This window comes from Glutamicibacter sp. AGC84 (assembly GCF_053543575.1).
In genome coordinates this window covers 138101-161026 of the sequence record NZ_JBLVOC010000001.1, presented here as the reverse complement: position 1 = coordinate 161026, position 22926 = coordinate 138101, and the positions used below count along the sequence as shown (strand labels likewise).

The 22926-nt window shown below is 62.0% G+C and carries 22 protein-coding genes; 17 read left to right on the top strand and 5 right to left on the bottom strand.

Annotated elements, in window-relative coordinates; genetic code table 11:
- Positions 1-62: 62 nt before the first annotated feature.
- The 3 genes from ACNPN0_RS00780 to ACNPN0_RS00770 all read left to right on the top strand — a co-directional run bounded on the left by ACNPN0_RS00780 (position 63) and on the right by ACNPN0_RS00770 (position 4248).
- Complete coding sequence (locus ACNPN0_RS00780) at positions 63-1421, top strand: aminotransferase class III-fold pyridoxal phosphate-dependent enzyme (RefSeq protein WP_448937313.1); 1359 nt, start codon at positions 63-65, stop codon at positions 1419-1421.
- Between the two features lie 197 nt (positions 1422-1618).
- The gene (speB, locus tag ACNPN0_RS00775; protein ID WP_332487687.1) at positions 1619-2605 is read left to right on the top strand and encodes an agmatinase; all 987 of its coding nucleotides are present in this window, start codon (positions 1619-1621) and stop codon (positions 2603-2605) included.
- Positions 2605-4248 (top strand): thiamine pyrophosphate-binding protein, encoded by a 1644-nt coding sequence (locus tag ACNPN0_RS00770; RefSeq protein WP_448937314.1) that lies wholly within the window; start codon positions 2605-2607, stop codon positions 4246-4248. Before speB ends, ACNPN0_RS00770 begins: the two co-directional genes overlap by 1 nt.
- A gap of 92 nt (positions 4249-4340) precedes the next feature.
- Here the strand turns inward: ACNPN0_RS00770 and ACNPN0_RS00765 are convergent, their stop codons facing one another.
- Both ACNPN0_RS00765 and ACNPN0_RS00760 read right to left on the bottom strand, forming a co-directional pair.
- Positions 4341-4553, bottom strand: coding sequence for a hypothetical protein (locus ACNPN0_RS00765; RefSeq protein ID WP_133833215.1), 213 nt, complete (start codon positions 4551-4553; stop codon positions 4341-4343).
- A gap of 76 nt (positions 4554-4629) precedes the next feature.
- Complete coding sequence (locus ACNPN0_RS00760) at positions 4630-5490, bottom strand: inositol monophosphatase family protein (protein ID WP_448937315.1); 861 nt, start codon at positions 5488-5490, stop codon at positions 4630-4632.
- A 100-nt stretch (positions 5491-5590) separates the two neighbouring features.
- Here ACNPN0_RS00760 and ACNPN0_RS00755 point away from each other — a divergent pair, with 100 nt between their 5' ends.
- From ACNPN0_RS00755 to ACNPN0_RS00725, 7 genes are all read left to right on the top strand, one after another.
- Positions 5591-6097 carry a MarR family winged helix-turn-helix transcriptional regulator gene (locus ACNPN0_RS00755; protein WP_448937316.1) on the top strand — a complete coding sequence of 169 codons (507 nt, stop codon included), beginning with the start codon at positions 5591-5593 and terminating at the stop codon, positions 6095-6097.
- Positions 6090-7649: an MFS transporter gene (locus tag ACNPN0_RS00750; protein ID WP_448937317.1), complete on the top strand. Its 1560-nt coding sequence runs from the start codon at positions 6090-6092 to the stop codon at positions 7647-7649. The genes ACNPN0_RS00755 and ACNPN0_RS00750 overlap by 8 nt, the downstream gene beginning before the upstream one ends.
- 44 nt (positions 7650-7693) lie before the next feature.
- Complete coding sequence (locus tag ACNPN0_RS00745) at positions 7694-8413, top strand: FCD domain-containing protein (RefSeq protein ID WP_434693638.1); 720 nt, start codon at positions 7694-7696, stop codon at positions 8411-8413.
- 133 nt (positions 8414-8546) lie between these two features.
- Positions 8547-9692: a CaiB/BaiF CoA transferase family protein gene (locus tag ACNPN0_RS00740; RefSeq protein WP_448937318.1), complete on the top strand. Its 1146-nt coding sequence runs from the start codon at positions 8547-8549 to the stop codon at positions 9690-9692.
- 27 nt (positions 9693-9719) lie between these two features.
- Entirely contained in the window at positions 9720-10898 is a 1179-nt protein-coding gene (locus ACNPN0_RS00735; protein ID WP_105661614.1) for an acyl-CoA dehydrogenase family protein, read from the top strand.
- A gap of 35 nt (positions 10899-10933) precedes the next feature.
- Positions 10934-12391 (top strand): aldehyde dehydrogenase family protein, encoded by a 1458-nt coding sequence (locus tag ACNPN0_RS00730; protein WP_448937319.1) that lies wholly within the window; start codon positions 10934-10936, stop codon positions 12389-12391.
- 36 nt (positions 12392-12427) lie between these two features.
- Positions 12428-13297, top strand: coding sequence for a 3-hydroxyacyl-CoA dehydrogenase family protein (locus ACNPN0_RS00725; RefSeq protein WP_448937320.1), 870 nt, complete (start codon positions 12428-12430; stop codon positions 13295-13297).
- 72 nt (positions 13298-13369) lie between these two features.
- Here ACNPN0_RS00725 and ACNPN0_RS00720 read toward each other — a convergent pair whose 3' ends face one another.
- Positions 13370-13804, bottom strand: a complete 435-nt coding sequence (locus ACNPN0_RS00720; RefSeq protein WP_388024988.1) for a pyridoxamine 5'-phosphate oxidase family protein — start codon at positions 13802-13804, stop codon at positions 13370-13372.
- A gap of 96 nt (positions 13805-13900) precedes the next feature.
- Here ACNPN0_RS00720 and ACNPN0_RS00715 point away from each other — a divergent pair, with 96 nt between their 5' ends.
- From ACNPN0_RS00715 to ACNPN0_RS00705, 3 genes are all read left to right on the top strand, one after another.
- Positions 13901-14986, top strand: coding sequence for an App1 family protein (locus ACNPN0_RS00715; protein WP_448937321.1), 1086 nt, complete (start codon positions 13901-13903; stop codon positions 14984-14986).
- A 2-nt stretch (positions 14987-14988) separates the two neighbouring features.
- Positions 14989-15456, top strand: a complete 468-nt coding sequence (locus tag ACNPN0_RS00710; RefSeq protein ID WP_105661618.1) for an acyl-CoA thioesterase — start codon at positions 14989-14991, stop codon at positions 15454-15456.
- A gap of 63 nt (positions 15457-15519) precedes the next feature.
- Positions 15520-16374: a siderophore-interacting protein gene (locus ACNPN0_RS00705; RefSeq protein WP_105657336.1), complete on the top strand. Its 855-nt coding sequence runs from the start codon at positions 15520-15522 to the stop codon at positions 16372-16374.
- Positions 16375-16700: 326 nt separating this feature from the next.
- Here ACNPN0_RS00705 and ACNPN0_RS00700 read toward each other — a convergent pair whose 3' ends face one another.
- Positions 16701-17546: a DNA-3-methyladenine glycosylase family protein gene (locus ACNPN0_RS00700; RefSeq protein WP_448937322.1), complete on the bottom strand. Its 846-nt coding sequence runs from the start codon at positions 17544-17546 to the stop codon at positions 16701-16703.
- Between the two features lie 4 nt (positions 17547-17550).
- Positions 17551-18144 carry a DNA-3-methyladenine glycosylase I gene (locus tag ACNPN0_RS00695; protein ID WP_105657338.1) on the bottom strand — a complete coding sequence of 198 codons (594 nt, stop codon included), beginning with the start codon at positions 18142-18144 and terminating at the stop codon, positions 17551-17553.
- 81 nt (positions 18145-18225) lie between these two features.
- On the opposite strand from ACNPN0_RS00695, the gene ACNPN0_RS00690 reads away from it, so the two are divergent.
- From ACNPN0_RS00690 to ACNPN0_RS00675, 4 genes are all read left to right on the top strand, one after another.
- Positions 18226-18597: an ArsR/SmtB family transcription factor gene (locus ACNPN0_RS00690; protein ID WP_105657339.1), complete on the top strand. Its 372-nt coding sequence runs from the start codon at positions 18226-18228 to the stop codon at positions 18595-18597.
- A 2-nt stretch (positions 18598-18599) separates the two neighbouring features.
- On the top strand, positions 18600-19526 hold the full coding sequence (locus ACNPN0_RS00685) for a cation diffusion facilitator family transporter (protein ID WP_332730885.1): 927 nt from the start codon (positions 18600-18602) through the stop codon (positions 19524-19526).
- A gap of 122 nt (positions 19527-19648) precedes the next feature.
- A complete protein-coding gene (locus tag ACNPN0_RS00680; RefSeq protein ID WP_105657341.1) occupies positions 19649-20398 on the top strand; it encodes an ABC transporter ATP-binding protein in 750 nt (249 codons plus the stop codon).
- Between the two features lie 3 nt (positions 20399-20401).
- The gene (locus tag ACNPN0_RS00675; protein ID WP_448937323.1) at positions 20402-22897 is read left to right on the top strand and encodes an ABC transporter permease; all 2496 of its coding nucleotides are present in this window, start codon (positions 20402-20404) and stop codon (positions 22895-22897) included.
- Positions 22898-22926: the final 29 nt, after the last annotated feature.

Below are 22926 nucleotides of genomic sequence, written 5' to 3'. Positions count from 1 at the left end.
AGATGCTGGACTTGGATGCAATGACCAATGACGCGTGTCACGGGGATTTCTAGGCTTGAGCCATGACTGAAACCCTTGCTTCCACCGACGCCCCAACCTTGTCCCAGACCAGGCACCTTGCCACCAGCATCCCCGGCCCGCGCTCTGCGGCCCTCCATGAGCAGCGGGTGCAACAGGTCAGTAGCGGTTTTGGCGTCACCTTGCCGGTCTTCGTCAGCCGCGCCGATGGCGGGATTATCGAAGACGTCGACGGAAATCGCCTGATCGACTTCGCCTCGGGGATTGCCGTGACTTCACTGGGTGCCGCCAACCGCCGCGTGGCCGAACGCGTGGCCAAGCAGCTGGCCGACTTCACCCATACCTGCTTCATGGTCACCGAGTACGAATCCTTCACCCAGGTGTGCAGCTGGTTGAACCAGCACACCCCCGGCGACTTCGAGAAGCGCACAGCGCTGTTCTCCACCGGGGCCGAGGCCGTGGAGAACGCGGTCAAGATCGCTCGTGCAGCCACCGGACGCGCTAACGTGCTGGTCTTCGACGAGGCCTACCACGGCCGTTCGCTGCTGACCATGGGCATGACTGCCAAGGTCAATCCGTACAAGATGAATTTCGGCCCGATGCCCGAGCATATCGTACGCGCCGCCTCGGCCAACCCGTTGCGGCCCTCTGGGGGAGCGGCCACCGTCGAAGCGGTCCTGGCTTCCGTCGAGCAGACCTTGATGGACTACGGCCCCCAGAATTTCGCCGCGATGGTGATCGAGCCCATTCAGGGCGAAGGAGGTTTCGTTGTCCCGATGGCCGGGTTCATCCCGGGGCTGCGCAAGTTGGCCGACAAGCACGGTATTGTGCTGGTCATCGACGAGATCCAGGCCGGCATGGGGCGCACCGGAAAGCTATTCGCTTCGGAGCATGAGGGCGTGGCAGGTGACCTGATCCTCACGGCCAAGGCCCTGGCCAACGGAGTTCCGCTGTCCGCGGTGACTGGGCGCGCCGAGCTGATGAATGCCCCGCACGCTGGGGGCCTGGGCGGCACCTATGCTGGCAACCCGCTGGCTTGCGAGGCGGCGCTGGCTGTATTCGAGCAGTTCGAGGATGGGACGCTTCTGGATAACGCCCAGCTCATCGAGCGGGTGTCCCGCGAGGTTCTTGAACCACTGATGCAGCAGAGCCCGGTGGTTGCCGACGTCCGCGGCCGCGGAGCCATGCTGGCTATCGAGTTCGCCGACCGGGGCAGCTTGGCGCCGCGCGCCGATGCGGCCGCCGCGGTTTCCAAGGCCTGCCATCGAGCCGGCGTGCTGACCCTGACCTGCGGTACGCACGGCAATGTGCTGCGCCTGCTGCCGCCGCTGGTGATCGGCGAAGCGCTGCTGCGCGATGGATTAGAGGTGCTTGCCCAGCAGATTCGCAGCGTCGCCAGCTGATCGCCCTGCTGCAGTTTCGGCCCATGCCGCAGCCCTTTCGCGGGTTGCGGCATGGGCTATTTCTGCCTGGATTCCCGGGCTGTGCGATAACTGAATCTTGACGTGACCCAGCAGACAAAATAGCATAATGGGAAACTGAAGTTTCATATTAGACAACTTGAACTTTCGTTCTTGGATGTCTGGGGGAGGAAGTTGCGATGAAGGAAATCCGCATCGAGGAAAACGGGCATCTGGGACCCATTAATGCCGCGGTGATTCCACGCTATGCAGGCGGCGGCACCTACGCCCGGCTGCCACGACTGGATCAGGTGGAGAAGGCCGACATCAAGATCGTTGGCGTGCCTTTCGACACCGGTGTCTCCTACCGGCCCGGCGCCCGCTTTGGCGCCAACCACGTGCGCGAATCCTCGCGCCTGATCCGCCCCTACAACCCCGCCACCGACACCTCGCCGTTTGCGCAGAGCCAAGTGGCTGACGCGGGGGACATGGCGGTCAACCCGTTCAACATCAACGAGGCTATCGAGACCATCGAGCACAACGCACTGGAGCTGACCAGCGACGGCTCCACCCTGGTCACCGTGGGCGGAGACCATACCATCGCGCTGCCGTTGCTGCGTGCCGCCTCGCAACGAGCCGGTGCTCCGGTAGCGATGCTGCACTTCGACGCGCACCTGGACACCTGGGACACCTACTTCGGTGCCGAATACACCCACGGCACCCCGTTCCGCCGTGCGGTCGAGGAGGGAATCCTGGATACCGAGGCGATCTGCCACGTCGGCACCCGCGGTCCGCTCTATGGCAAGAAGGACCTGGAAGACGACCAGCGCTTCGGCTTCGGCATCGTCACCAGCTCGGATGTCTACTACCAGGGCGTTCGCGAAATCGTGCACAAGCTGCGCGACCGCATCGGCAACCGCCCGCTGTACATCTCGGTGGACATCGACGTGCTGGACCCAGCCCACGCCCCGGGTACCGGAACCCCGGAGGCCGGGGGCATCACCAGCCGTGAACTGCTTGAAATCCTGCGCGGTTTGCGCGGATTGAACATCATCGGCGCGGATATTGTCGAAGTCGCCCCCGCCTACGACCATGCGGAGCTGACCGGCGTGGCCGCCTCGCATGTCACCTATGATTTGATCAGCCTGATCAGCGACTTCCGCGCCAGCAAGGGGATGAATAGCTAATGAACGAGCAACCGCAACGCAACGGCGGCGATCTGGTCATCGAGACCCTCACCGCGCTCGGTGCCAAGACCGTGTTCGGGATCCCCGGGCAGCACGCCCTGGGACTCTTCGACGCGCTCTCGCGCTCAAGCTTGGAATTCATCTCCTCACGCGTGGAGAACAACTCCGCCTTCGCCGCCGATGGCTACTCCCGCGCTACCGGGGAAGTGGGCGTGCTGTTCCTCTCCACCGGCCCGGGCGCGCTGACCTCGCTAGCGGGTCTGCAAGAGGCCTACGCCACCGGCGTGCCCATGGTCGTGGTGGCCAGCCAGATTCCGCTGGACGGCCTGGGAGCCCGCCGCAAGGGCATGCTGCATCAGCTCGATGACCAAAAGGCCTCGGCCGCCAACGTCACCAAGTTCCAGCAGACCGTGCATCATGCATCGGGCATCCCCTCGGCGATCCAGGATGCGTGGGCCCGGGCCATTACCGTGCCGATGGGGCCGGTGTGGGTTGAGGTGCCGCAGGATGTCCTGCTCGCCCCGGTGATGGTGCCACCGGTACAGGATGCCCTGGCCGAAGCCTACGAGCATCCCCCGCGCGAAGAGCTGATTCGCGAAGCCATGCGCTGGCTGGCCGAAGCCAAGCGCCCGGCCATCATCGCCGGCGGCGGTGTGCGCCGGGCCGGGGCGCAGGCTGAATTGCTGGCCGTGGCCGAAAAACTGCAGGCCCCGGTGCTGTGCAGCCCCGGCGGCAACGGAGCCTTTGGCTGGAACCATGAGCTGTCCTTGCAGTCGTGGGCGGAAGACCGCTATGTCTCGGACGTCATGGAAGATGCCGACGTGCTGGTGGTGATCGGTTCGGCCCTGGGCGAGGTCACCAGCAACTACTTCACGCTCGAACCCCGCGGCAAGATGATCCAGATTGATGCCGAGCCGCGCGTGCTCGAGTCCAACACCCCGGCCCTGGGTATCCGCGCCGATGCCCGTGAAGCCTTGAAATTCCTGGACGAAGAAATGCGCGAGACAGGCTTCAAGGCCCAGGCATCATGGCACGGAAGCACCCCGCAACAGGTGGTGGCCCAGACCCTGGCAAAGGTGCAGGCGCGCCTGGATGCCCAGGACCTTGGCAAGGAACGGAAGTTCATGGCGGATATCCGCGCCGCCGTCCCGGCGGGCATGCAGACCTTCTGGGATATGACCATCGCTGCCTACTGGGGCTGGAGCTGCTGGGACGCCAAGGATGGCGAATTCCATTCCGCGCAGGGTGCAGGCGGCCTCGGCTTCGGCTTCCCCGCCGCGATCGGTGGCGCCATCGGCTCCAAGCAGCGCGTGCTGGCAGTCAGCGGCGACGGTTCATCGATGTACTCCATTTCCGAACTGGCCACCGCCAAGCAGCACCATGCACCGGTCACCTGGTTGATCGTCGACGACGGGGGATATGGCATCCTGCGCGAGTACATGGAGGGAGCCTTCGGAAAAGCCACCGCCACCGAACTGGCCCGGCCGGACTTCGTGGCCCTTGCGCATTCCTTTGGCATCCCCGCCCAAGCGGTCGATCCCGAAGACGTCGGTTCTGCGCTCGCCGACGCCTTGGAAGCAGATGGCCCCAATGTCATTGTGGTCCGCACCCTGCTGAAGATGTTTGCGCCTACCCACCTGTAAAGCACCCGAACGCACGGACGGCCTCGGACCTGTTGCTCCCACGAGCGATGGATCCGGGGCCGTTGCGATTAGTGGATGAGGAAAAGTGCGGATCAGTGGGTGAAATGGAACACCACACCGAAAAGCACTGTCGAGATGCCCAAGCTAATGCCGATGAGCAGTGGCTCCCAATCCAGGGATTGAGCTGCCAACATCACTGCGAAGGAAGCGAAAAGCAGAATTGCTCCGATTCCTCCCAGGATCACACCTCCGCCTCCATGGTGCCGCGCGGCGGAGTGCGCGGTCCGTTGAAATCGTGGTTCCATGCCGCCATGGTACGTCCGAAAGCGGCCAAAGCCGAGGGGCAGGAGCAACTACTTCGATATTGTCAGATTTGTTGGCTTAGCGGCCTGCGCGCAGCTGATGGATCCGCTCGGCAGCGGTTGCCAGGGAAGGATAATCGGCCCCTGGCCCCTGCGCGATGAAGCCGGGGCAGTAGTGGTCGGCGAGTCCTGCCTGTCCGTAGGACAAGCCGCGGAACGTGCCCTGGGCCATGCGCACCAGATGCGCTCCGGCAGCCACATCCCACACCTTGGTATCGAACCCGATGGTGGCGTCGCACCAGCCTGCGGCAACATGGGCCAGGGCCAGCGCCGCGCAGACCTTGCGGCGTACCGTGGCGAAGTCCTGGATCCACTGGCCAAAGAGTTCCAAGGACAGATCCCCGTCCTTGAGCATGGATTCTGCTCCCGGGTAATCCGTCATCAGGTTGGCGCGGGACTGCTCGGGACGGGCACCGGGCTCAAGAACCTGCCCGTTGAGGAACGCGGCAGTCGAATTGGCGCTGAATTCATCACCAGAAACCGGATCGAGGATTGCGGCGGCCACCAGTTCTCCATCGATGGCTGCGGCAATCGAGATGCAGAAGAATGCCACGCCGTGGACGAAGTTGCTGGTGCCGTCAATTGGATCGACAATCCACTGCACCTTCCCGGCGGCCTGCCGTCCTTGATCGCCGGAGACCTGCTCTTCGCCGAGAACCCAGGAATCCGGGTGGGCCGATAGCAGTGAGGCAGTGATGAGCCGCTGGCTCTGCCGGTCGATGTCGGTGACCAGGTCATGGGTGTTGGTTTTATGCTCGGCTACCACGTTGCCGCGGAAGGAAGCGCGCAGCAGCTCGGCGGACTGGCGAGCTGCCTTCAGCGCGGAAAGACGTAGTTCTTCGGCGTATTGCGTGCTGGCTTGGACTCGCTGATCATTCACAAAACCAGCTTACCGCCGTGGCAACAGGCAAAAACGTTGACTGGAGCAACGAATCGAACTTACTGTGGGGGAAACACAATAGATAGGCAGCCGATAGATCGTGGACAAGTCTCCAGATAGCCCTTCGGATTCTGAACTCAAAATCCTGCTCGACGAGTTGGCCCGCAGTTCCAGGATCCTTCGCGTGTTCTCGCATATGGATCAGACTGACCCCGAGGTATCCAACGCCTCCCATCACGTGCTCAAGACGTTGAAAACCCGTGAACCCACGCATGCTGCCGACCTTGCGCAGTCCTTGGGGATCGGCACCGCGGCGATGAGCCGGCATTTGGCGGAACTGGAGCAAATGGGCCTGGTAGCCAGGCAGCCCAGCAAGATCGACGCCCGCCGCCACGTGCTCTGGGTGACCGAGGCGGGTTCCGAGCGGCTTGAATTCCGCGACCGCTTGCGCCTGGAGCGAATGCGGGATGTCCTTCCGGACTGGGATGCCGAGCGCTTGGCCAGCGTCGCGCACGCGCTGAGCGAATTGAACGCGACGATGATCCGCGGCATCCAATCCCAACGGACCGAGCAGTTCGGCAATGCGGAGAATTCCGACCTTGGATAAGAGCATGCCGGAAAAGGAACGTCCCACTGACCTCACCGAGGCAGCGGCTGACCAGCCGCAGATGAATCAACGCGAAGTGCTCAAATCCATCGCTGGCGTCCTGGCATCCTTCTTCGCTGCCATGCTGGCGGCGACCATTGTGTCTATTGCGCTGCCGACCATCATGGATGTCCTGAGCGGCTCGCAAACCGACTTCAACTGGGTTCTGAGCACCACGCTGCTGGCTAATGCCGCCACCACTCCCATCTGGGGGAAAATGGCGGATCTCTTCGACAAGAAGAAGCTGCTGCAAGCCGGAATTCTGGTGTTCGTGCTCGGCTCGTTGCTGGCCGGGCTCGCCTGGTCCATACCCGTGCTGCTGTTCGCCCGGGTCATCCAGGGCATCGGCATGGGCGGGCTGACTGCCATGGGCATGGCAGTCATCGGCACGGTCATCCCGCCACGGGAACGTGGACGCTATTCGGGATATTTCGGTGCCGTCATGGCTGTATCTACCGCAGCAGGACCGCTGCTCGGCGGATTCATCGTGGACTCGCCCCTGGGCTGGCGCTGGTGCTTCTTCTTCGGCATCCCGATCAGCTTGCTCTCCATGCTCTTGATCCACCGGACCCTGCACCTGAAGCACCTCAAGCGTCCGGTGCATATCGATTGGGTCGGCGCAGTCCTGTTGACCACCGCCGTCTCGATCCTGCTGATCTGGGTATCCTATGTAGGCAAAGCCGACTATTTCGGCTGGAATTCGTGGCAGACCTACACGATGGTCTCGATGTTCCTTTTGCTGGTTGCCGCGTTGCTGCTTGTTGAATCACGGGTTCGTGAACCGATCATTCCGCTGAAGATCATTTGCACCCGAACAACGTCGCTGGCGATTCTCGCCTCGATCTCGATTGGCGTGGGGATGTTCGGCACCGGCGCATTCATCGGCCAGTACTTCCAGATCGCCCGCGAAGCGACGCCGACCATGGCCGGCCTCATGACCTTGCCAATGATCGCGGGCAACTACTTCGGGTCGGTCTTCTCGGGACAGATGATTACCCGCTTCGGCCGTTGGAAGATCTACCTGCTCATCGGTTCGGTCCTGAACATCGCTGGCCTCGGCCTGCTTGGGCTGATGCGCCAGGATACCGAATACTGGTTCTTGGCCTGCGGCATGTTCCTCAACGGCGTGGGCATGGGATTCATGCTGCAGAACTTGGTGCTCTCGGTGCAGAACACGGTGAAAGTCACCGATATCGGGGCGGCAAGTTCTTCGGTGGCGTTTTTCCGATCCGTAGGCGGCTCAGCAGGTGTGGCGGTGCTCGGAGCGCTGCTTTCGCGCAATGTGGCAGATCTTATTACCGAATCGTTGGCGGCCAAGGGGCAGCTGTCCTCGGCCCCGGCCACCGGGGATTCCTTGAATCTTTCCGGGATGCCAGATGCGCTACGGCAGGTGGTGGAATCGGCGTATGGCGAGGCGACGGGGATCGTCTTCATCGTTTCGGCGGCTGTAGCCGTGGTTGCCTTCTTCTGCGTATTGCTCATCAAGGAAGTGCCATTGCGCAAGACGATCTAGTACCTGGCCTTGCCGCCGGGTCGAATCAGGATAAGCTTCAGACCATGAGTAGCATGCAACCGATTAAGCCGAAGGTATCTCTTACCGAGCAGGTGACCACGATGATCCGTGCCGCCATCGTTGCCGGTGAGATGGCTCCGGGGGAGCACTACTCGGCCATTGGCATCTCGGAAAAGCTCGGCGTCTCGCGGACTCCGGTGCGCGAGGCCTTGCAGCTGCTGGAAAAAGAGGGAATCGTTACCGTGGCGAAAAACCGCGGGGTGCGCGTCAACCAGATTTCTTTGGAGGACATTGTCGAAGTCTTCCAGCTGCGTTTGGCTATCGAGCCTCCAGCTGCCGCACGTGGCGTGCGGAATGCGACCCAGGCCGATATCAACCAGCTGACGTCGTTGCACCAGCGAATGCTCGCCATCGGCGAAACCGGTGATGGCCGGGCGACGCTGGAAGCGGACAAGGAATTCCACCTGTGCCTTCTGGGGCTGGCCGGAAATGCGAAACTCGACAGCGTGGTGGGGGAGCTGCGCAACCTCGTCCTGGCCCACGGGCAGACCACCGTGCCCTTCGCCCGCTCCAGCCAGGATCTGGCCGGGGATCGCGAGGAGATCATGGAGGCGATTCTGGCTAAAGACCCCGACGCCGCCGCGCTGGCCGTTCGGGGCCACGTCATGCGCACCGCGCAGATGCTGATCCGTTCGGTGTGTTCGCGGACCCCGGGACTGGACGCAGAACCGTTCCTGGAGCGGCTGGACGCCTTGATTTCCTAGGGCGTTCCGCGCCCCCTGCAGACCCGAGCAGCGAAACATCCTGAAAATCCTTGCCAAGGGTGATCCGGGCAACATAGAGTTGCATGCAACATGTAACTAAGCAATTCTGTGCGGATTGAAGGTGTGGAAGCAAATGAGCCAACCACTTGAAGGGGTCAAAGTCATCGACCTCTCGCGCATCTTGGCCGGGCCGCTGTGCACCATGACCCTGGCCGACTTCGGAGCCGAAGTTCTCAAAGTGGAGAACGCTGCTGGAGATGAGACCCGCAGCTGGAAGCCTCCGGTCAATGCCCAAGGCATCAGCACCTACTACTGGTCGGTGAACCGCAACAAGCAGGCAGTAGTCGCCGACTTCGCGGACGCGACCCAGTTGCAGGCCCTGCGCGGATTGATCCGCGACGCTGACGTGCTGGTGGAGAATTTCCGCCCCGGCGTCCTGGCCAAATTCGGGCTGGACTACGAGAGCCTGCGCGAGCTGAACCCGGCACTGGTCTATTGCTCCATCTCGGGCTTCGGCGAAAAGCAGGGTGCAACCTTGCCCGGCTTCGACCTGCTGTTGCAGGCAGTGGGCGGGCTGATGAGCATCACTGGAGAACCAGACGGGCCTCCGAGCAAGGCCGGTGTTGCCCTGGTGGACGTATTGGCGGCGCAGAATGCGGTTGCCGGCATCCTGCTGGCCATGCGCGAACGCGATGCCAGCGGTATCGGCCAGCGGGTGACCGTCAACTTGCTCGGCTCGCTGCTGGCCGGACTGACCAACCAGTCCAGCAGCACGCTGGCTACCGGAAAATCCCCGGCACGCATGGGCAACGCGCACCCGAGCATTGCCCCCTATGAAACCTTCGCGGCCAACGACGGCGTGGTGGCCATCGCCGTGGGCAATGACCGCCAGTTCGCTGCCTTGGCCAAGCATCTTGGCCAGCCGGACCTAGCCCAGGATCCGCGCTTCAGCAGCAATAGCGCACGGGTGGCCCACCGCGAAGAACTCAAGGCAATCATCGAAGCGGCCACCGCCTCGGCCACTGCCGCGCACTGGGCGAATGCGCTGATGTCCGCGGGAGTGCCCGCCGGAAAGGTCAACTCCATTGCCGAGGCCATCGACTTCGCCAAGGAACTTGGCCTGGATCCCGTCGCGCTGATCACCGATCCGGACACCGGGGAAGCGACCGAGCAGATCGCCAGCCCCATCGGGCTCTCGCGCACCGGCGCCCAATACCGCACCATCCCGCCGGCCCATGGGGAGCACCAGGCGCTTCTGGGCACCCTGGCAAATAGCTAATCGCAAGAACTTTCAAGGAGATTTAATATGAGCACCGCAGAACGCCTTCTGGATCCGGCCGACCTGATCAATTTCGATTCGCTGCTCTCGGCGGAGGAACTGGCCCTGCGCGATACCGTGCGCGGTTTCGTCAACGAGAACATCAAGCCGAATATCGCCAAGTGGTACAACGACGCGGTCTTCCCGCTGGAGATCGTTCCGGAGATGGCCAAGCTGGGCCTGCTGGGCATGCACCTGGAAGGCTACGGCTGCGCCGGCCGCTCGGCCGTGGAATACGGCATCGCCGGCGCCGAGCTGGAAGCCGGCGATTCGGGGCTGCGCACCTTCGTTTCGGTCCAGGGCTCGTTGGCCATGAGCGCCATCTACAAGCACGGTTCCGAGGAGCAGAAGCAGCAATGGCTGCCTAAGATGGCCGCCGGCGAAGCCATTGGCTGCTTTGGCCTGACCGAACCAACGGCAGGTTCCGACCCGTCGAGCATGAAGACCTTCGCCCGCCGCGACGGCGATGACTGGGTGATCAACGGTTCCAAGCGCTGGATCGGGCTGGCCAATGTGGCGCAAGTGGCGGTGATCTGGGCGCAGACCGATGAGGGCATCCGCGGCTTCGTCGTGCCGACCAGCACCCCGGGCTTCACCGCCACCCCGATCGAGCAGAAGCTGTCCATGCGCGCCTCCATCCAGTGCGAAATCGATCTGGTCGACGTGCGCCTGCCCGGTTCGGCGGTATTGCCGAATGCCAAGGGCCTGAAGGGGCCGTTCTCCTGCCTGAACGAAGCCCGCTACGGCATCCTGTGGGGTTCCATGGGAGCCGCCCGCGATTCATTCGAAGCGGCACTGGCCTACTCGCAGGAACGCCTGCAGTTCGACAAGCCGCTGGCCGGATACCAGATGACCCAGCAGAAGCTGGTGGACATGGCCCTGGAAATCAACAAGGGCTTCCTGCTGGCCCTGCACATCGGCCGGTTGAAGGATGCCGGGAATTTGGACCTGCACATGATCTCGGTAGGGAAGCTGAACAACTGCCGTGAAGCCATCGCGATCTGCCGCGAAGCACGCACCATCCTGGGAGGCAACGGCATCACGCTGGATTACTCGCCATTGCGCCACGCCAACAACCTGGAATCGGTGCGCACCTACGAGGGCACCGACGAGGTGCACACGCTGATCCTGGGCAACAAGCTCACCGGCGTGCCGGCCTTCCGCTAAGCCGCGAAGCCAAGGAAGACGGGAGAACCAAGCAAATGAACCTTTCCACAACACTTGCCACCCTGGAGCACTGCATCAATGGCGCATGGGTGCCTGGCGAGGGCCGCCGCATCGATTCGAAGGCGGCCGCCGACGACTCCATCGTGCTCGCGGAGGGCACCGCGGCCAGCGTGGACCAGGTGGACGCCGCTTTCGGCGCCGCCCACCGGGCCAAGAAATCCTGGGCGTCCACTCCGATGGCCGCCCGCGGGGCGATTCTGGCCAAGGCCGCCGGATACCTGAAGGAGCATGCGCAGGACTTCGGAGCGGAACTGGCCGCCGAGGAGGGCAAGACCAGAGCCGAGGGAATTGGCGAGGTGCTGCGGGCCGCGCAGATCCTGGCCTACTATTCCGGCGAGGCGGAGCGCGCTGCCGGCACCGTCTTCCAATCCCCGCGTGCCGGGGAACAGATCCTGGTTACCCACAAGCCGCTGGGGGTGATCGGGGTGATCACCCCGTTCAACTTCCCGATCGGGATTCCGGCTTGGAAGATCGCCCCGGCGCTGGTATTCGGCAACACCGTGGTGTTCAAGCCGGCCAGCCTGGTGCCGTTGCTGGCCATGCGCTTTGTGCAGGCCCTGGAGCACGCAGGGCTGCCCGCTGGTGTACTGAATCTGGTCATCGGCCCGGGCGCGCTGGGTGATGCCTTCATTGCCAATGAGCATTTGGACGGGCTGACTTTCACCGGTTCCACCGGCGTCGGGCGCAAACTCTGCGCTGCAGGTGCGGCCCGGGGGATTCCGGTGCAGGCCGAAATGGGCGGCAAGAATGCTTCGGTAGTGCTGGCCGACGCAGACCTGGACCTGGCCAGCGAGCAGGTGCTTTTCGGGGCCTTCCGCTCCACCGGCCAGAAGTGCACGGCCACCAGCCGGCTGATCCTCGACGAGTCCATCGCCGACGCATTCTTGGCCAAGCTCACCGAAAGGTTGGATCAGTGGGTGACCGGGGACCCGCTGGACCCGTCAGTGCATATGGGCCCGCTGGTGGATGCCAAAGCGGCGAACTCGGCGGCTCAGGGGATCGACCGGTCGCTGGCACAGGGCGCAACACTGCGCTATCGCGGGCTGGCCCCGGAAACCGGCAGCTTCCTGGCACCAACCATTTTGGAACTTCCGGAGGGGGAAGCCGGGCGAGCCAACTGCGCATGGCAGGAAGAATTCTTCGCGCCCATCGTGTCCGTCCGCCGAGTCAACGGGTGGAAGGAAGCTTTCGAGGCTGCAGAAGACTCGGAATACGGCTTGAGCCTGGCATTGTTCACCTCGAATCTTGCGCTGGCCCTGGAGGCGCAACAAACTCTCGACGTGGGTATTCTGCATGTAAATTCGGAGTCAGCCGGCGCTGACCCGCACGTGCCGTTTGGCGGTGCGAAAGCGTCGGGCTACGGACCGAAGGAACAGGGAGCAGCAGCTCGCGAGTTCTACACGCACACCACGACGACCTACCTGCGCGGCTAAAAGGCGCAGGCCAGGACTCCAGAGAAAGAATGGTCAATGAAGATTGAACGTATTTTGGTGATCGGTGCCGGCACCATGGGCCGCCAGATCGCGATGAGCTGCGCGCTGGGCGGCTTCGCCACCGTGCTGCAGGATATCTCTGCCGACGCGTTGGGAGCAGCACGCACCGAGCTGGAATCCTGGGCTGCCGGCCGCGTGGCCAAAGGCAAACTCGACCAGCCCGCGGCAGCTGCGGCGCTGGGGCGCTTGAGCCAGAACACCGACTTGAACCAGGCTGTCTCCACGGCCGATTTGGTGATCGAGGCGGCTGTGGAGCGCCTGGACATCAAGGAGCAGATCTTCGCCCAACTGGGCGAGCATGCACCGGTCCACGCCATCTTGGCGACGAACTCTTCGACGCTGCCCTCCTCGAAGCTGGCCCAGGCCAGTGGCCGTCCAGCGCAGGTGTGCAATATGCACTTCTTCAACCCCGCATTGGTCATGAAGTGCGTTGAAATAGTCCGCCATGAGCAGACCAGCGATGCCACGATCCAGGCTGTCACCGAGGTAGCCAACCAGCTGGGGAAGAAGCCGGTGCTGGTGAACAAGGAGATTCCGGGTTTCATTGCCAACCGCATGATGGGTGCGATCAACGCCGAGGCGCTGAACCTGGCTCACCAGGGAATCGCCAGCATCGAGGATATCGATACCACCGCGAAGACCGCTTTGGGCCACCCCATGGGTCCGTTCGAGCTGATGGACATGGTGGGCCTTGATGTTATCGATTTCATCGCCCAGGCGACCTACGCCGAGACCGGTGACGAGGCCGACCAGCCGCACCCGATGATCACCGAAAAGGTGGCTGCGGGCAAGCTCGGACGCAAGAGCGGAGAAGGGTTCTACCCTTATTCCCAGGTATCGGCTTAAAGCTGGAAACGCCGCTGCCAGCCCGATCGCCATTGGGCAGGCGGCGGCGTTTGCCGTGCAGATCGCAGAGAACTATTCAGCGACCTCTGGTTGCTCGCCAAGCTCGAAGTGGCGCCCGGAGACCGAATCAATGTCGACCCGAATCCAGAAATCCTTCTGGGTGGGGATCCAGGGAGTGACGCCGCTTTCGCGGGCCTCCTTGATATCGGCCTCATGCTCCAATACTTCGGCGCTGCCGTGCACGACAACGGACCAAGCTTCATCGGAAAGGATGCCGTCGACCTCGAAAGCGATCTTTTCATTGATCGCCATGGCCGCAAGCTTGTTACCGGGCGAGGTGCGCAAGAACAGCTTCCCGTTGTGCACCGCGTAGTTCACCGGAACAATATCGATCAACCCTGCAACCGAAGTTGCTACGCGTCCGTGGGAGCTGTGCGAGAGCAGCTGCCACGATTGGTCCTCATCCAATACCAGGACCGGACTATTGAGCTCGTGTTCGAATTTCATAGCACCAGTTTTCTACTCTTTGTAGAAAAAGGCAAGGGCTCAAGACACAAGTTGTCGTTTTCCCGTGCTTGGCGGTCGACATGAAAGACTGGGGCTATGAGTCATATTTCGGCTGATGGCGATGCCCGGCATGTAGCTTCGCGAATGGAAGACGGAGTGCATCGTTGGCGTGCACGGCGCGCCCTGGCCAACGGCCACCAAGCGGTAATCCTCCCCTATGTGGGATATGGCTCTACCGGACCGAGCGGCGGCTGGATTCGCGTCTTCGCCCGCGTTGTCCTGGCCAAGCCCGGCGCCTTTGAAGACGGGCAGCACCAAGCCCAGGTCATTGCCGATGGCATTCGCGGTTTCCGCAATTTCATTTCCCCGATCCTTCCCGGCGGCAAGGTCAGCATTGACGTTGGCGACCAGCGCTTCGAGGTCCAGGCTGACCGTGGCAGCGTGATTGATGTGAAGCTGGTAGTCGACCTGCCCGCGGGCTGGAATGAGATCCGGCTTCATGCCCACAACGGCGATGCCGCGCAGGCGAAGATTCTCGTTATCGACCAGGCGCAGAAGTTCGGGGTGATCAGCGACGTGGATGACACCGTCGTGGTCACCGCACTGCCGCGCCCCATGCTGGCGGCGTGGAACTCCTTTGTGCTCTCCGAGCATGCCCGCGTGGCGACCCCCGGGATGGCGGTAATGCTCCAGAAGGTGCTGCTCGAGCATCCAGGAGCTCCGACCATCTACCTTTCCACCGGCGCATGGAATGTCGCGCAGACCCTGCAGCGCTTCATCTCGCGCAACCTGTACCCGAAGGGGCCGTTGCTGCTCACCGACTGGGGGCCAACAGACCGTTCCTGGTTCCGCAGCGGAATGCAGCACAAGGTTGACCAGCTGCGCCGCCTGGCCGAAGAATTCCCGCACATTTCATGGGTGCTCATCGGCGATGACGGCCAGCATGATCCGGCCATTTATGCGGAGTTCGCGCGCCGCTACCCCGAATTGGTCAGGGCTATTGTGATCCGCCAGCTGACCCCTTCGGAAGCGGTGCTAGCCGGCGGACGTTCGCATGAGCTGCGCCGAACCACCCCCGGGGTGCGTTGGGTCTACGAGCCGGACGGAGCCCGGGTCCTTCGGGAGCTGGCCAAGTTGGGGATCGTGGGCAATGACGGCGCAAACCTGCTGAAGGAAGATTAGCCATGGAAGAAAGCATTCTGCGGGTGCAGGTCCCTATGCGCTGGGGCGACATGGATGCTTACGGCCATGTCAATAATGTCAATCTGATCCGGTTAATGGAAGAAGCGCGAATCGCCGGCTTTGGCGTGCCCGGTGGCACCGGCGCGCCAGGCTCGCAGCCGCAGGCCGATATCTTCTCTGCAGTGCCTGCCGGAACCCAGATCCTCGTTGTCGAGCATCGGGTGCGGTATTCCCGCCCGTTGGAATACCGCAACGTGCCGGTCAATGTCGATCTCTGGGTTGCCAATGTCAAGCCTGCCAGCTTTGATATCTGCTACGAGTTCCGTGACCCGGTGGAGGACTATTTGTGCGTCAAGGCCTCCACTACGTTGGCTTATTTCGACCCGGTGTCCTCGCGGGTGCAGCGTTTAAGCCCCGGAGAACGCGCGGCGCTCAGTGCATATGAAGGTCCTCCGACCTTCCCGAAGTAACCACTTGCGCTCCCGTCAATTAGGATTGATCTATCTACCCTTATTAAGACAGGAAGTGATTTTGTGTCCCAGCCGGCTGGTGATCGCCCGCAAACTGGAGGCCGACCTGCGCGCCCCCAGGTCCTCCTGCAGGTCCTCAAGCGCGAGAATATCGCACCTCATCTGGTGCGGCTCACCCTTGGCGGTCCAGGCATCTGCGATTTCGCAGACAAGCCGGTGACCGACCGCTACGTGAAATTCCTGTTCGCGAAGCCGGAACTGGGCCTTGAATTGCCTTATGACATGGAAGCGCTGCGTGAGCGGCTGGCTCCCGAGGATCTGCCGGTTCGCCGTACCTATACCGTGCGCCGCAGCGATATGCAGGCGGGAACCATCGAGGTCGATTTCGTGGTCCATGGCGATGAGGGCCTAGCAGGTCCTTGGGCGCGTGACGCGCAGATCGGCTCATCGATCTGCTTCTCGGGCCCGGGCGGAATGTTTGTCCCCAAGGATGAATTCGATTTCCACTTCTTCGCCGGAGATGAAACTGCCATTCCCGCCATTGCGGCCTCCTTGGAGTCCATGGCCCCGCAGATGCGGGGCCTGGTGGTCATCGAAGTTGCCGACGAGGCTGACGAAATGCAATTGCAGGCGCCGGCTGGCGTGGAAATTCGCTGGATTCACCGCGGTGCCGAATTCTCCCCTGAAACCACGATCCTGGAGTCCGTGGTCCGGGGGATTCCATGGCCCGAGGGCCGGGTGCAGGTCTTTGCCCACGGTGAGCGCGAAGTCATGAAGAAGCTGCGCGCATACTTCTATGACGAGCATGGCGTGGACCGCCGCGACATGTCGCTATCTGCCTACTGGGCCTTTGGCCGTGCAGAAGATGCATTCCAGGCCGAGAAGCGTACGGAAGTTGGCAAGATCTTCGCCGACTAGTCTTTTGGCGCGGACAAAATCGAGCAAGTTAGAGCGACCTAAGAAATAAATCGAAAAATTACGCAAACAGGGCTTGACGTTATTACTGGTTCTTAGGATATGCTTATTCCAGAGCTTCTCCCGTGTGTGGTCGGGAGAAGCGTCAAGCTTGACCGATATTTATCGGCTAGTTCGCTGCTTGCCGGGGCTGCTCACCTCGAAGCAGCGAGCGGCGTAGCCGGCTTGAATAAGGGGAATGGAGAATCGGCTGACTTGCTCAGTCGGCCGATTCGTCGAAAAGGGAGCTTATCAGGATTGCACACCTTGATAAGCTCCCTTTCTCGTTGCTACAGCTTGGCGGCGTCGAAGGACCACAGCAGTAACGTGGCCAGGTAGCCCGCAGCCTTCGGTGGAGGCGCCACAGCGACACCGCGATCATGAAGCTTGCTCATGGCTCGGCGAACTACTAGATCCGACTCCAGGAAGATCTCCGGATCCCGAAAACCCCGCAGGGCCATGTAATTGCGCGTCCATGGACCCACCCCGCGCAGCCCTTGGAGCTGCTCCAGGAATGCCGGCACGTCTCCGAGCAGGAACTTTCCACTGTCCTCGAACCATTCGGCTACCGCGTGCAGCGTCGTTGCCCGCGACAGCGGGCAGTGAATGATCTCGCGCAATTCCCCAGGCGTGCAGGCGGCCGTTGAGGCCGCTGTGGGGAAAGCCCGAAGGCCCGAGCCATGCTGCTGGCCCAATGCGCCGACGTAGCGCCCGCCGAGGGTCCGTGCCGCCGCCAAGGACACCTGCTGTCCAATGATCGTGGTGGCCAGGGCCTCGAAAATATCCGGGTAGCTGATGAGCCGCAAGGAGGGGTAAGCCATCGCGAGCGGCTGGTAGCAAGGAAGGGCCTGGAGCGCTTCATAAGCAGCTGTGGTATCTTGCTGCAGTCCAAGCCAATGGTTGATGATCTCCGTGAGGCGCGCAATGGATTCAGTCGGGGCGTCGTGGGTGAGCGATACGCCTGCAGGATCCAGGCTCAATGAAACTTCAACCAGGTTCCCGTCCAGCTGCAGGACGCGGTGCAGCTGGGCCGCAGCGGCATCCAGCCGCTCCTGGGCAGGCAGCGAATGCAATTCCAGGACTGCCAGTGCGTGGCCGACGTCCAGAATTCCCGTTGCCGGTAGGCGCAGTTCCATGACCTCAGGCCCAAATGCCGGAAGTGCCGCGGCGGTGCGATCCGACCAGATGGGTATCGACCATGCCGATGGCTTCCATCAACGCGTACATGGTGGTCGGGCCCACGAACTTGAAACCCCGCTTCTTCAGCGCCTTGGCCAGTTCCTTGGACTCGGGGCTTTGCGTGGGTACTTCAGTGAAATTACGCGGAGCCGGGGTCTGTTCCGGCTTGAAGGACCACACGAAATCCGAGAGGCCGCCCTCTTCGCGCAGCATCAGGGTCGCTTCTGCGTTGGCGATCGTTGCGCGGATCTTGAGCCTATTGCGCACGATCCCGGCGTCTTCCATCAGGCGATTGAAATCGTCCTCGGTAAATAATGCGACCTTCTCGGGATTGAAGTGCTCGAAAGCGCGGCGGAACGACTCGCGCTTGGAAAGGATGATGGCCCAGGACAGGCCTGACTGGAAGCACTCAAGGCTCAGCCGCTCGAAAAGTCCCTCTTCGGAGGTGATCGGCATGCCCCATTCGGCGTCGTAGTACGTGCGGAGCATGTCATTCGAGGCGGCCCAGCGAGGGCGCGCCAATCCGTCTTCGCCAACGATGAGATCTTCAGTCATATTTTCATCTTGCCATCCATCGCGATGCGCAGTTGGCCATGCAACGTTCCGTTTCGCGGCAAAGTCACCTATCATCGTTATATGGCGATAATAGAGTCAGATATCGATGCATCGGAAATCCGCAGCGGCAAGCTGCAGTTCGCTGCGCTCTTCCACGCGCTCGCTGACCCGGCACGGCTGCTGATCCTGGACCATCTGCGCACCGGGGAGCATAAGGTCAGGGAACTGACCGAGCATTTGGGGCTTGCCCAAAGCACGGTCAGCGCGCATCTGTCCTGCCTGAAGGACACCGGCCTGGTGCACGTCCGAAGCCAGGGCCGGGCCAGCATCTACTCGCTGGGCCAGGGTGAAGCACTTGACGCGTTGACCGCTGCCGCCTCGGCGCTTCTGCCGCAAGAGGCATCCCATCACCATTGGGAAGAAGCGCACAGCATGGATCCGAAGAAAGGCTGAACTTGGGACACGATCACTCTCACGGGCACTCCCATGATCATTCCGGAGCAAACCGAACCCGCCTGGCCTGGGCCTTCGCCATCACCGCTACAATCCTCGTCGCCGAGGTTGTTGGCGCTATCGTCACCAACTCGCTGGCCTTGCTGGTCGACGCAGCGCATATGCTGACCGATACCCTGGGGCTATTGCTGGCTCTGACCGCTGCCAACCTGATCATGCGCAAGCCAACGACCAAGCGCACCTGGGGATTCCGCCGCGCAGAAGTCCTCTCCGCCACCTTCCAATCGGCATTGCTGCTGGCTGTGGGCATCTATGCGGCCATCGACGCCGTGCGGCGGCTCTTCACCCCTGCAGAGGTCCAACCGGAGGGACTGCTGGCCTTCGGCATCATCGGCCTATTGGGCAACGTCATCTCCATGTGGATCATTTCCGCGGGACGCAATAGCAACCTGAATATGCGTGCGGCTTTCCTGGAAGTAGTCAACGACGCGTTGGGCTCGGTTGCCGTTATCATCGCCGCGCTGGTTATCACCTACACCGGATGGATGCGCGCCGACTCCGTGGCAGCCCTGGTGATCAGCGCCCTGATCGTTCCCCGGGCCATGAAACTGCTGGGGGAAACCACCCACATCCTGCTCGAATCCACGCCTAGGGGCCTGGACCTGCTCGGGGTCAAAGCGCATTTGGAGGCATTGCCCGGGGTGATTGCGGTGCACGATCTGCACGCCAGCCAGATTGCCTCCAACCTTCCGGTGCTCACCGCCCATGTGGTGGTCGAGGACTCGATGTTCTCCGCTGGGGTAGCCGGTGGGCTGCTGCGGGATTTGCAGCAGTGCGTGGCAGATCATTTCACCGTGAGCGTTGAGCACTCGACCTTCCAGATTGAGCCGGCATCACACCAGAAAACCGAACGCGAACATGGCTGCTAATCGGTAACCTGCGGGGGCAGAGCGTCCACGGATATGCTCATACCTTGGTATGACGCACCCCCGGGAAACTAGGTCCTGATGGTGGATGCGGGTTTGGCTAGGCGCTTTGTAGTATTTCTAATATGACTTCTGAGACTCTGCCAAAAACCGAAAATGCGGTCGCTGCCCGCGGCTTGACCAAGACCTACGGGCATGACAGCACCCGGGTTGAGGCCCTTCGCGACGTAAACGTTTCCTTCGAACGATCCCGCTTCACCGCCATCATGGGCCCATCGGGCTCCGGAAAATCCACGCTGATGCACTGCCTGGCTGGACTTGATACCGCCGACTCCGGCGAAATCATCATCGGCGGCAAGAACCTGCTGGAGCTGAGCGATGACCAGCTGACCGAGATGCGCCGCGAGCAGATCGGCTTTGTCTTCCAGTCTTTCAACCTCGTGCCAACCATCACCGCCAAGGACAACATCCTGCTGCCCTTGTCGCTGGCCGGCAAGAAGCACGATCGCGACTGGTTCAACACCGTCATCCAGGCGCTCGGCCTGGGCGACCGCCTGAACCACAAGCCGCATGAACTTTCCGGCGGCCAGCAGCAACGTGTCGCGGTAGCCCGAGCACTGCTCACCCGGCCGGAAGTGGTCTTCGGCGACGAGCCGACCGGCAACCTCGACTCGCGTACCGGCGCCGAAGTGCTGTCCTTGATGCGCACGTCCACCCGTGAAATGGGCCAGACCATCATCATGGTCACCCACGACCCGGTGGCCGCGTCCTATGCAGACAATGTCTTGCTGATGAAGGACGGCACGATTGTCGGATCCATCCAGGAGCCAACCGTGGCTACCGTAACCGAGGCCCTGGCCTCCTTGGCGGAGTAAGCAATGCTGCACGTAGCACTTTCGAATATCAAGACCTATGCACGTCGATATATCGCCGTCATCCTGGCTGTGGCCATCGGCACCGCCTTTCTTGCCGCAACGCTTTCGGTGAACTCATCCACCCAGGCGACACTGAAGAACTCGCTCGGAGACGCCTACAAGAACGCCGATCTGGTGGCCTACCCCGATTGGGACCTGGTTCCCGGCGCCGAGGAGTTGACCGAGCTGAGCCTCAAGGACATCGCAGATGTCCGGAACCTGCCTGAAGTTTCCACAGCCTATGGCCTGGCCTACGCCGATGGCCTGCTGCGCACGGCGGACAACAGCTACGGCGTGTCCGCACAGCCAGTAGATCCCGACCAGGGGCTGGGCGGCATGGAATTGATTGAGGGCCGGGCGCCCCAAGGTTCCAACGAAATCATTATCGATGCTTCCCACGCCAAGGAAATGGGCGTGTCCATCGGGGACGTCGTGGCTCTGGAAAATGGCGCGATCTCGCCGGCGAACTACAACATCGTGGGCATCCAGCGCTCGACCACCAACCCGCGGACCTCGGCCTACGCCTTGGCCGGCATGAGCGAGAAAGCGTGGCAGCACTTTTCCGGCGGCCAAGCGCTGATCACCGAAATCGTGGTCAATGGCGACGGCTCCGACGATTCATTGAAGGCAGAGCTGGAGAAGCTGTTTGCCGGCAAGAAGATGGCTGACATGGCGGTGGTGACCGCCGATGAGAAGGTCTTGAACGAAGTCGCCCAGTTCACCGGAGGCACCGACCAGCTCAGCGTGATCCTGCTGGTCTTCGCACTGATTGCACTGGTGGTCACCGGGCTGGTTGTGGTCAATACCTTTGCCGTAGTCATTGCCCAGCGCACCCGCGAATTGGCACTGCTGCGCATCCTGGGCGCCAAGCGCAAGCAGATTCGAAGCTCGGTGCTTATCGAAGCACTGCTCATTGGCATTCTTGCCTCGATTCTCGGTGTCTTGCTGGCCGTCGCACTGATGGCGGGCCTGATCCAGCTGCTGCACGTGATGGTGCCGGAGATGTCCTATGCGGCGTTGGCCCTGACCCCGCAGGGATTGGCCATCCCAATTCTCGTCGGCGTGCTGATGACTGTGGTCGCAGCGAGCCTGCCGGCTCGACGGGCGATGAAGCTCGCACCGCTGGCGGCTTTGCGCCCCTTCGACGCTGCCAGCGTGAAGAACCGTGCCGGCAAGGCCCGGATCATCTTCGGATCGCTGTTCGTCGTGGCCGGCGCCAGCTTGCTGGCCTACGGCGCGATCCAGGGGGATCTGGTAGTCGCCTTCCTGGGTGGCCTGGTTTCCTTCCCGGGGATCCTGATGCTGGCTTCGCTGTTCGTGCCGAGCAGCGTTTCCGGGATCGGCAAGGCCGTGGCTGGCAAATCGACGGCGGGAAAGCTCGCGGCCCTGAACGCCGTGCGCAATCCGGGCCGAACCACCGCGACGGCAACGGCACTGCTGATCGGGGTGACCTTGGTGTCCATGATCATGGTCGGCGGCCAGACCGCCAAGGCCAGCTTGAACAACGCTGTGGCCGCAGAATTCCCGGTCGACATGATGGTCTCCTTCTATGACCGCCAAGTTTCAGGCGCCGAGACCAAGAGCATGCTTGAGCAAATCAATGGCGTGGACGGGATTACCGCCAGCTCCAGCTTCACCTCCGGATATGCGGATGTGGACATGGGGACCGATGAAATGTTCAACGCCGAGATCATGTCCGTTGATCCCACGAGCTTCGCTGACGTTGCACTGGACCCGAATATCGTGCCGGCAGATGGCGAAATCGTCTATGTGCTGGGTAGTCCCGAAAATCCGACGGTGGAAGTTGGCGGGCAAACGCTGGCAGTGAAGAATTCCGAGGCAATGCTCTCAGGAAATATCGTCACCGAGCAGACTTTCAGCAAGCTGGAAATCGATGAAGCCAATCAGTACTCGGGGATCCTGATCAAGGTGGATTCCGACGTCAATGCAGCGGGCGTCAACGAACTGGTCACCAAGGTTTCTGCCATCACCGGCGTTGAATCATCAATGATCAATGGCGGTGTGGTGATGAAGTCGATGTTCTCCCAGATCATTGACGTGCTGCTGATGATTGTCTCTGCGTTGCTGGCAGTGGCGGTGCTGATCGCCCTGATCGGCGTAGCCAACACGCTCAGCCTCTCGATCCTGGAACGCACCCGGGAGAATTCCCTGCTTCGTGCCCTGGGCCTGAAGAAGAAGCAGCTGCGCGGCATGCTGGCGACCGAAGCGGTACTGATTGGCGGCGTCGCAGCCCTGCTCGGCTTGGTGCTGGGTGTGGCCTACGGCCTGCTTGGAGCCCGCTCGGCACTCGCGTCCATGGGAACGATGACCTACGAGATCCCATGGTGGCAGCTCGCACTGGTCCTGCTGATCAGCATCGTGGCAGCGCTCTTGGCATCGGTGACTCCGGGCCGCCGCGCCGCAAAGTTGTCGCCGGTTGAAGGATTGGCCGTCGAATAGCCGGTAGCCAGCCAAAGACAGTGGTGGGG

Bases quoted from the DNA above. Each gene is read 5' to 3' on its own strand.
- ACNPN0_RS00710 (WP_105661618.1), top strand. From the start codon at position 14,989: ATGGAAGAAAGCATTCTGCGGGTGCAGGTCCCTATGCGCTGGGGCGAC.
- ACNPN0_RS00680 (WP_105657341.1), top strand. From the start codon at position 19,649: ATGACTTCTGAGACTCTGCCAAAAACCGAAAATGCGGTCGCTGCCCGC.
- ACNPN0_RS00730 (WP_448937319.1), top strand. From the start codon at position 10,934: ATGAACCTTTCCACAACACTTGCCACCCTGGAGCACTGCATCAATGGC.
- ACNPN0_RS00695 (WP_105657338.1), bottom strand. From the start codon at position 18,144: ATGACTGAAGATCTCATCGTTGGCGAAGACGGATTGGCGCGCCCTCGC.
- ACNPN0_RS00770 (WP_448937314.1), top strand. From the start codon at position 2,605: ATGAACGAGCAACCGCAACGCAACGGCGGCGATCTGGTCATCGAGACC.
- ACNPN0_RS00700 (WP_448937322.1), bottom strand. From the start codon at position 17,546: ATGGAACTGCGCCTACCGGCAACGGGAATTCTGGACGTCGGCCACGCA.
- ACNPN0_RS00675 (WP_448937323.1), top strand. From the start codon at position 20,402: ATGCTGCACGTAGCACTTTCGAATATCAAGACCTATGCACGTCGATAT.
- ACNPN0_RS00745 (WP_434693638.1), top strand. From the start codon at position 7,694: ATGAGTAGCATGCAACCGATTAAGCCGAAGGTATCTCTTACCGAGCAG.
- ACNPN0_RS00735 (WP_105661614.1), top strand. From the start codon at position 9,720: ATGAGCACCGCAGAACGCCTTCTGGATCCGGCCGACCTGATCAATTTC.
- ACNPN0_RS00780 (WP_448937313.1), top strand. From the start codon at position 63: ATGACTGAAACCCTTGCTTCCACCGACGCCCCAACCTTGTCCCAGACC.
- ACNPN0_RS00720 (WP_388024988.1), bottom strand. From the start codon at position 13,804: ATGAAATTCGAACACGAGCTCAATAGTCCGGTCCTGGTATTGGATGAG.
- ACNPN0_RS00765 (WP_133833215.1), bottom strand. From the start codon at position 4,553: ATGGAACCACGATTTCAACGGACCGCGCACTCCGCCGCGCGGCACCAT.
- ACNPN0_RS00740 (WP_448937318.1), top strand. From the start codon at position 8,547: ATGAGCCAACCACTTGAAGGGGTCAAAGTCATCGACCTCTCGCGCATC.
- speB (WP_332487687.1), top strand. From the start codon at position 1,619: ATGAAGGAAATCCGCATCGAGGAAAACGGGCATCTGGGACCCATTAAT.
- ACNPN0_RS00715 (WP_448937321.1), top strand. From the start codon at position 13,901: ATGAGTCATATTTCGGCTGATGGCGATGCCCGGCATGTAGCTTCGCGA.
- ACNPN0_RS00725 (WP_448937320.1), top strand. From the start codon at position 12,428: ATGAAGATTGAACGTATTTTGGTGATCGGTGCCGGCACCATGGGCCGC.
- ACNPN0_RS00690 (WP_105657339.1), top strand. From the start codon at position 18,226: ATGGCGATAATAGAGTCAGATATCGATGCATCGGAAATCCGCAGCGGC.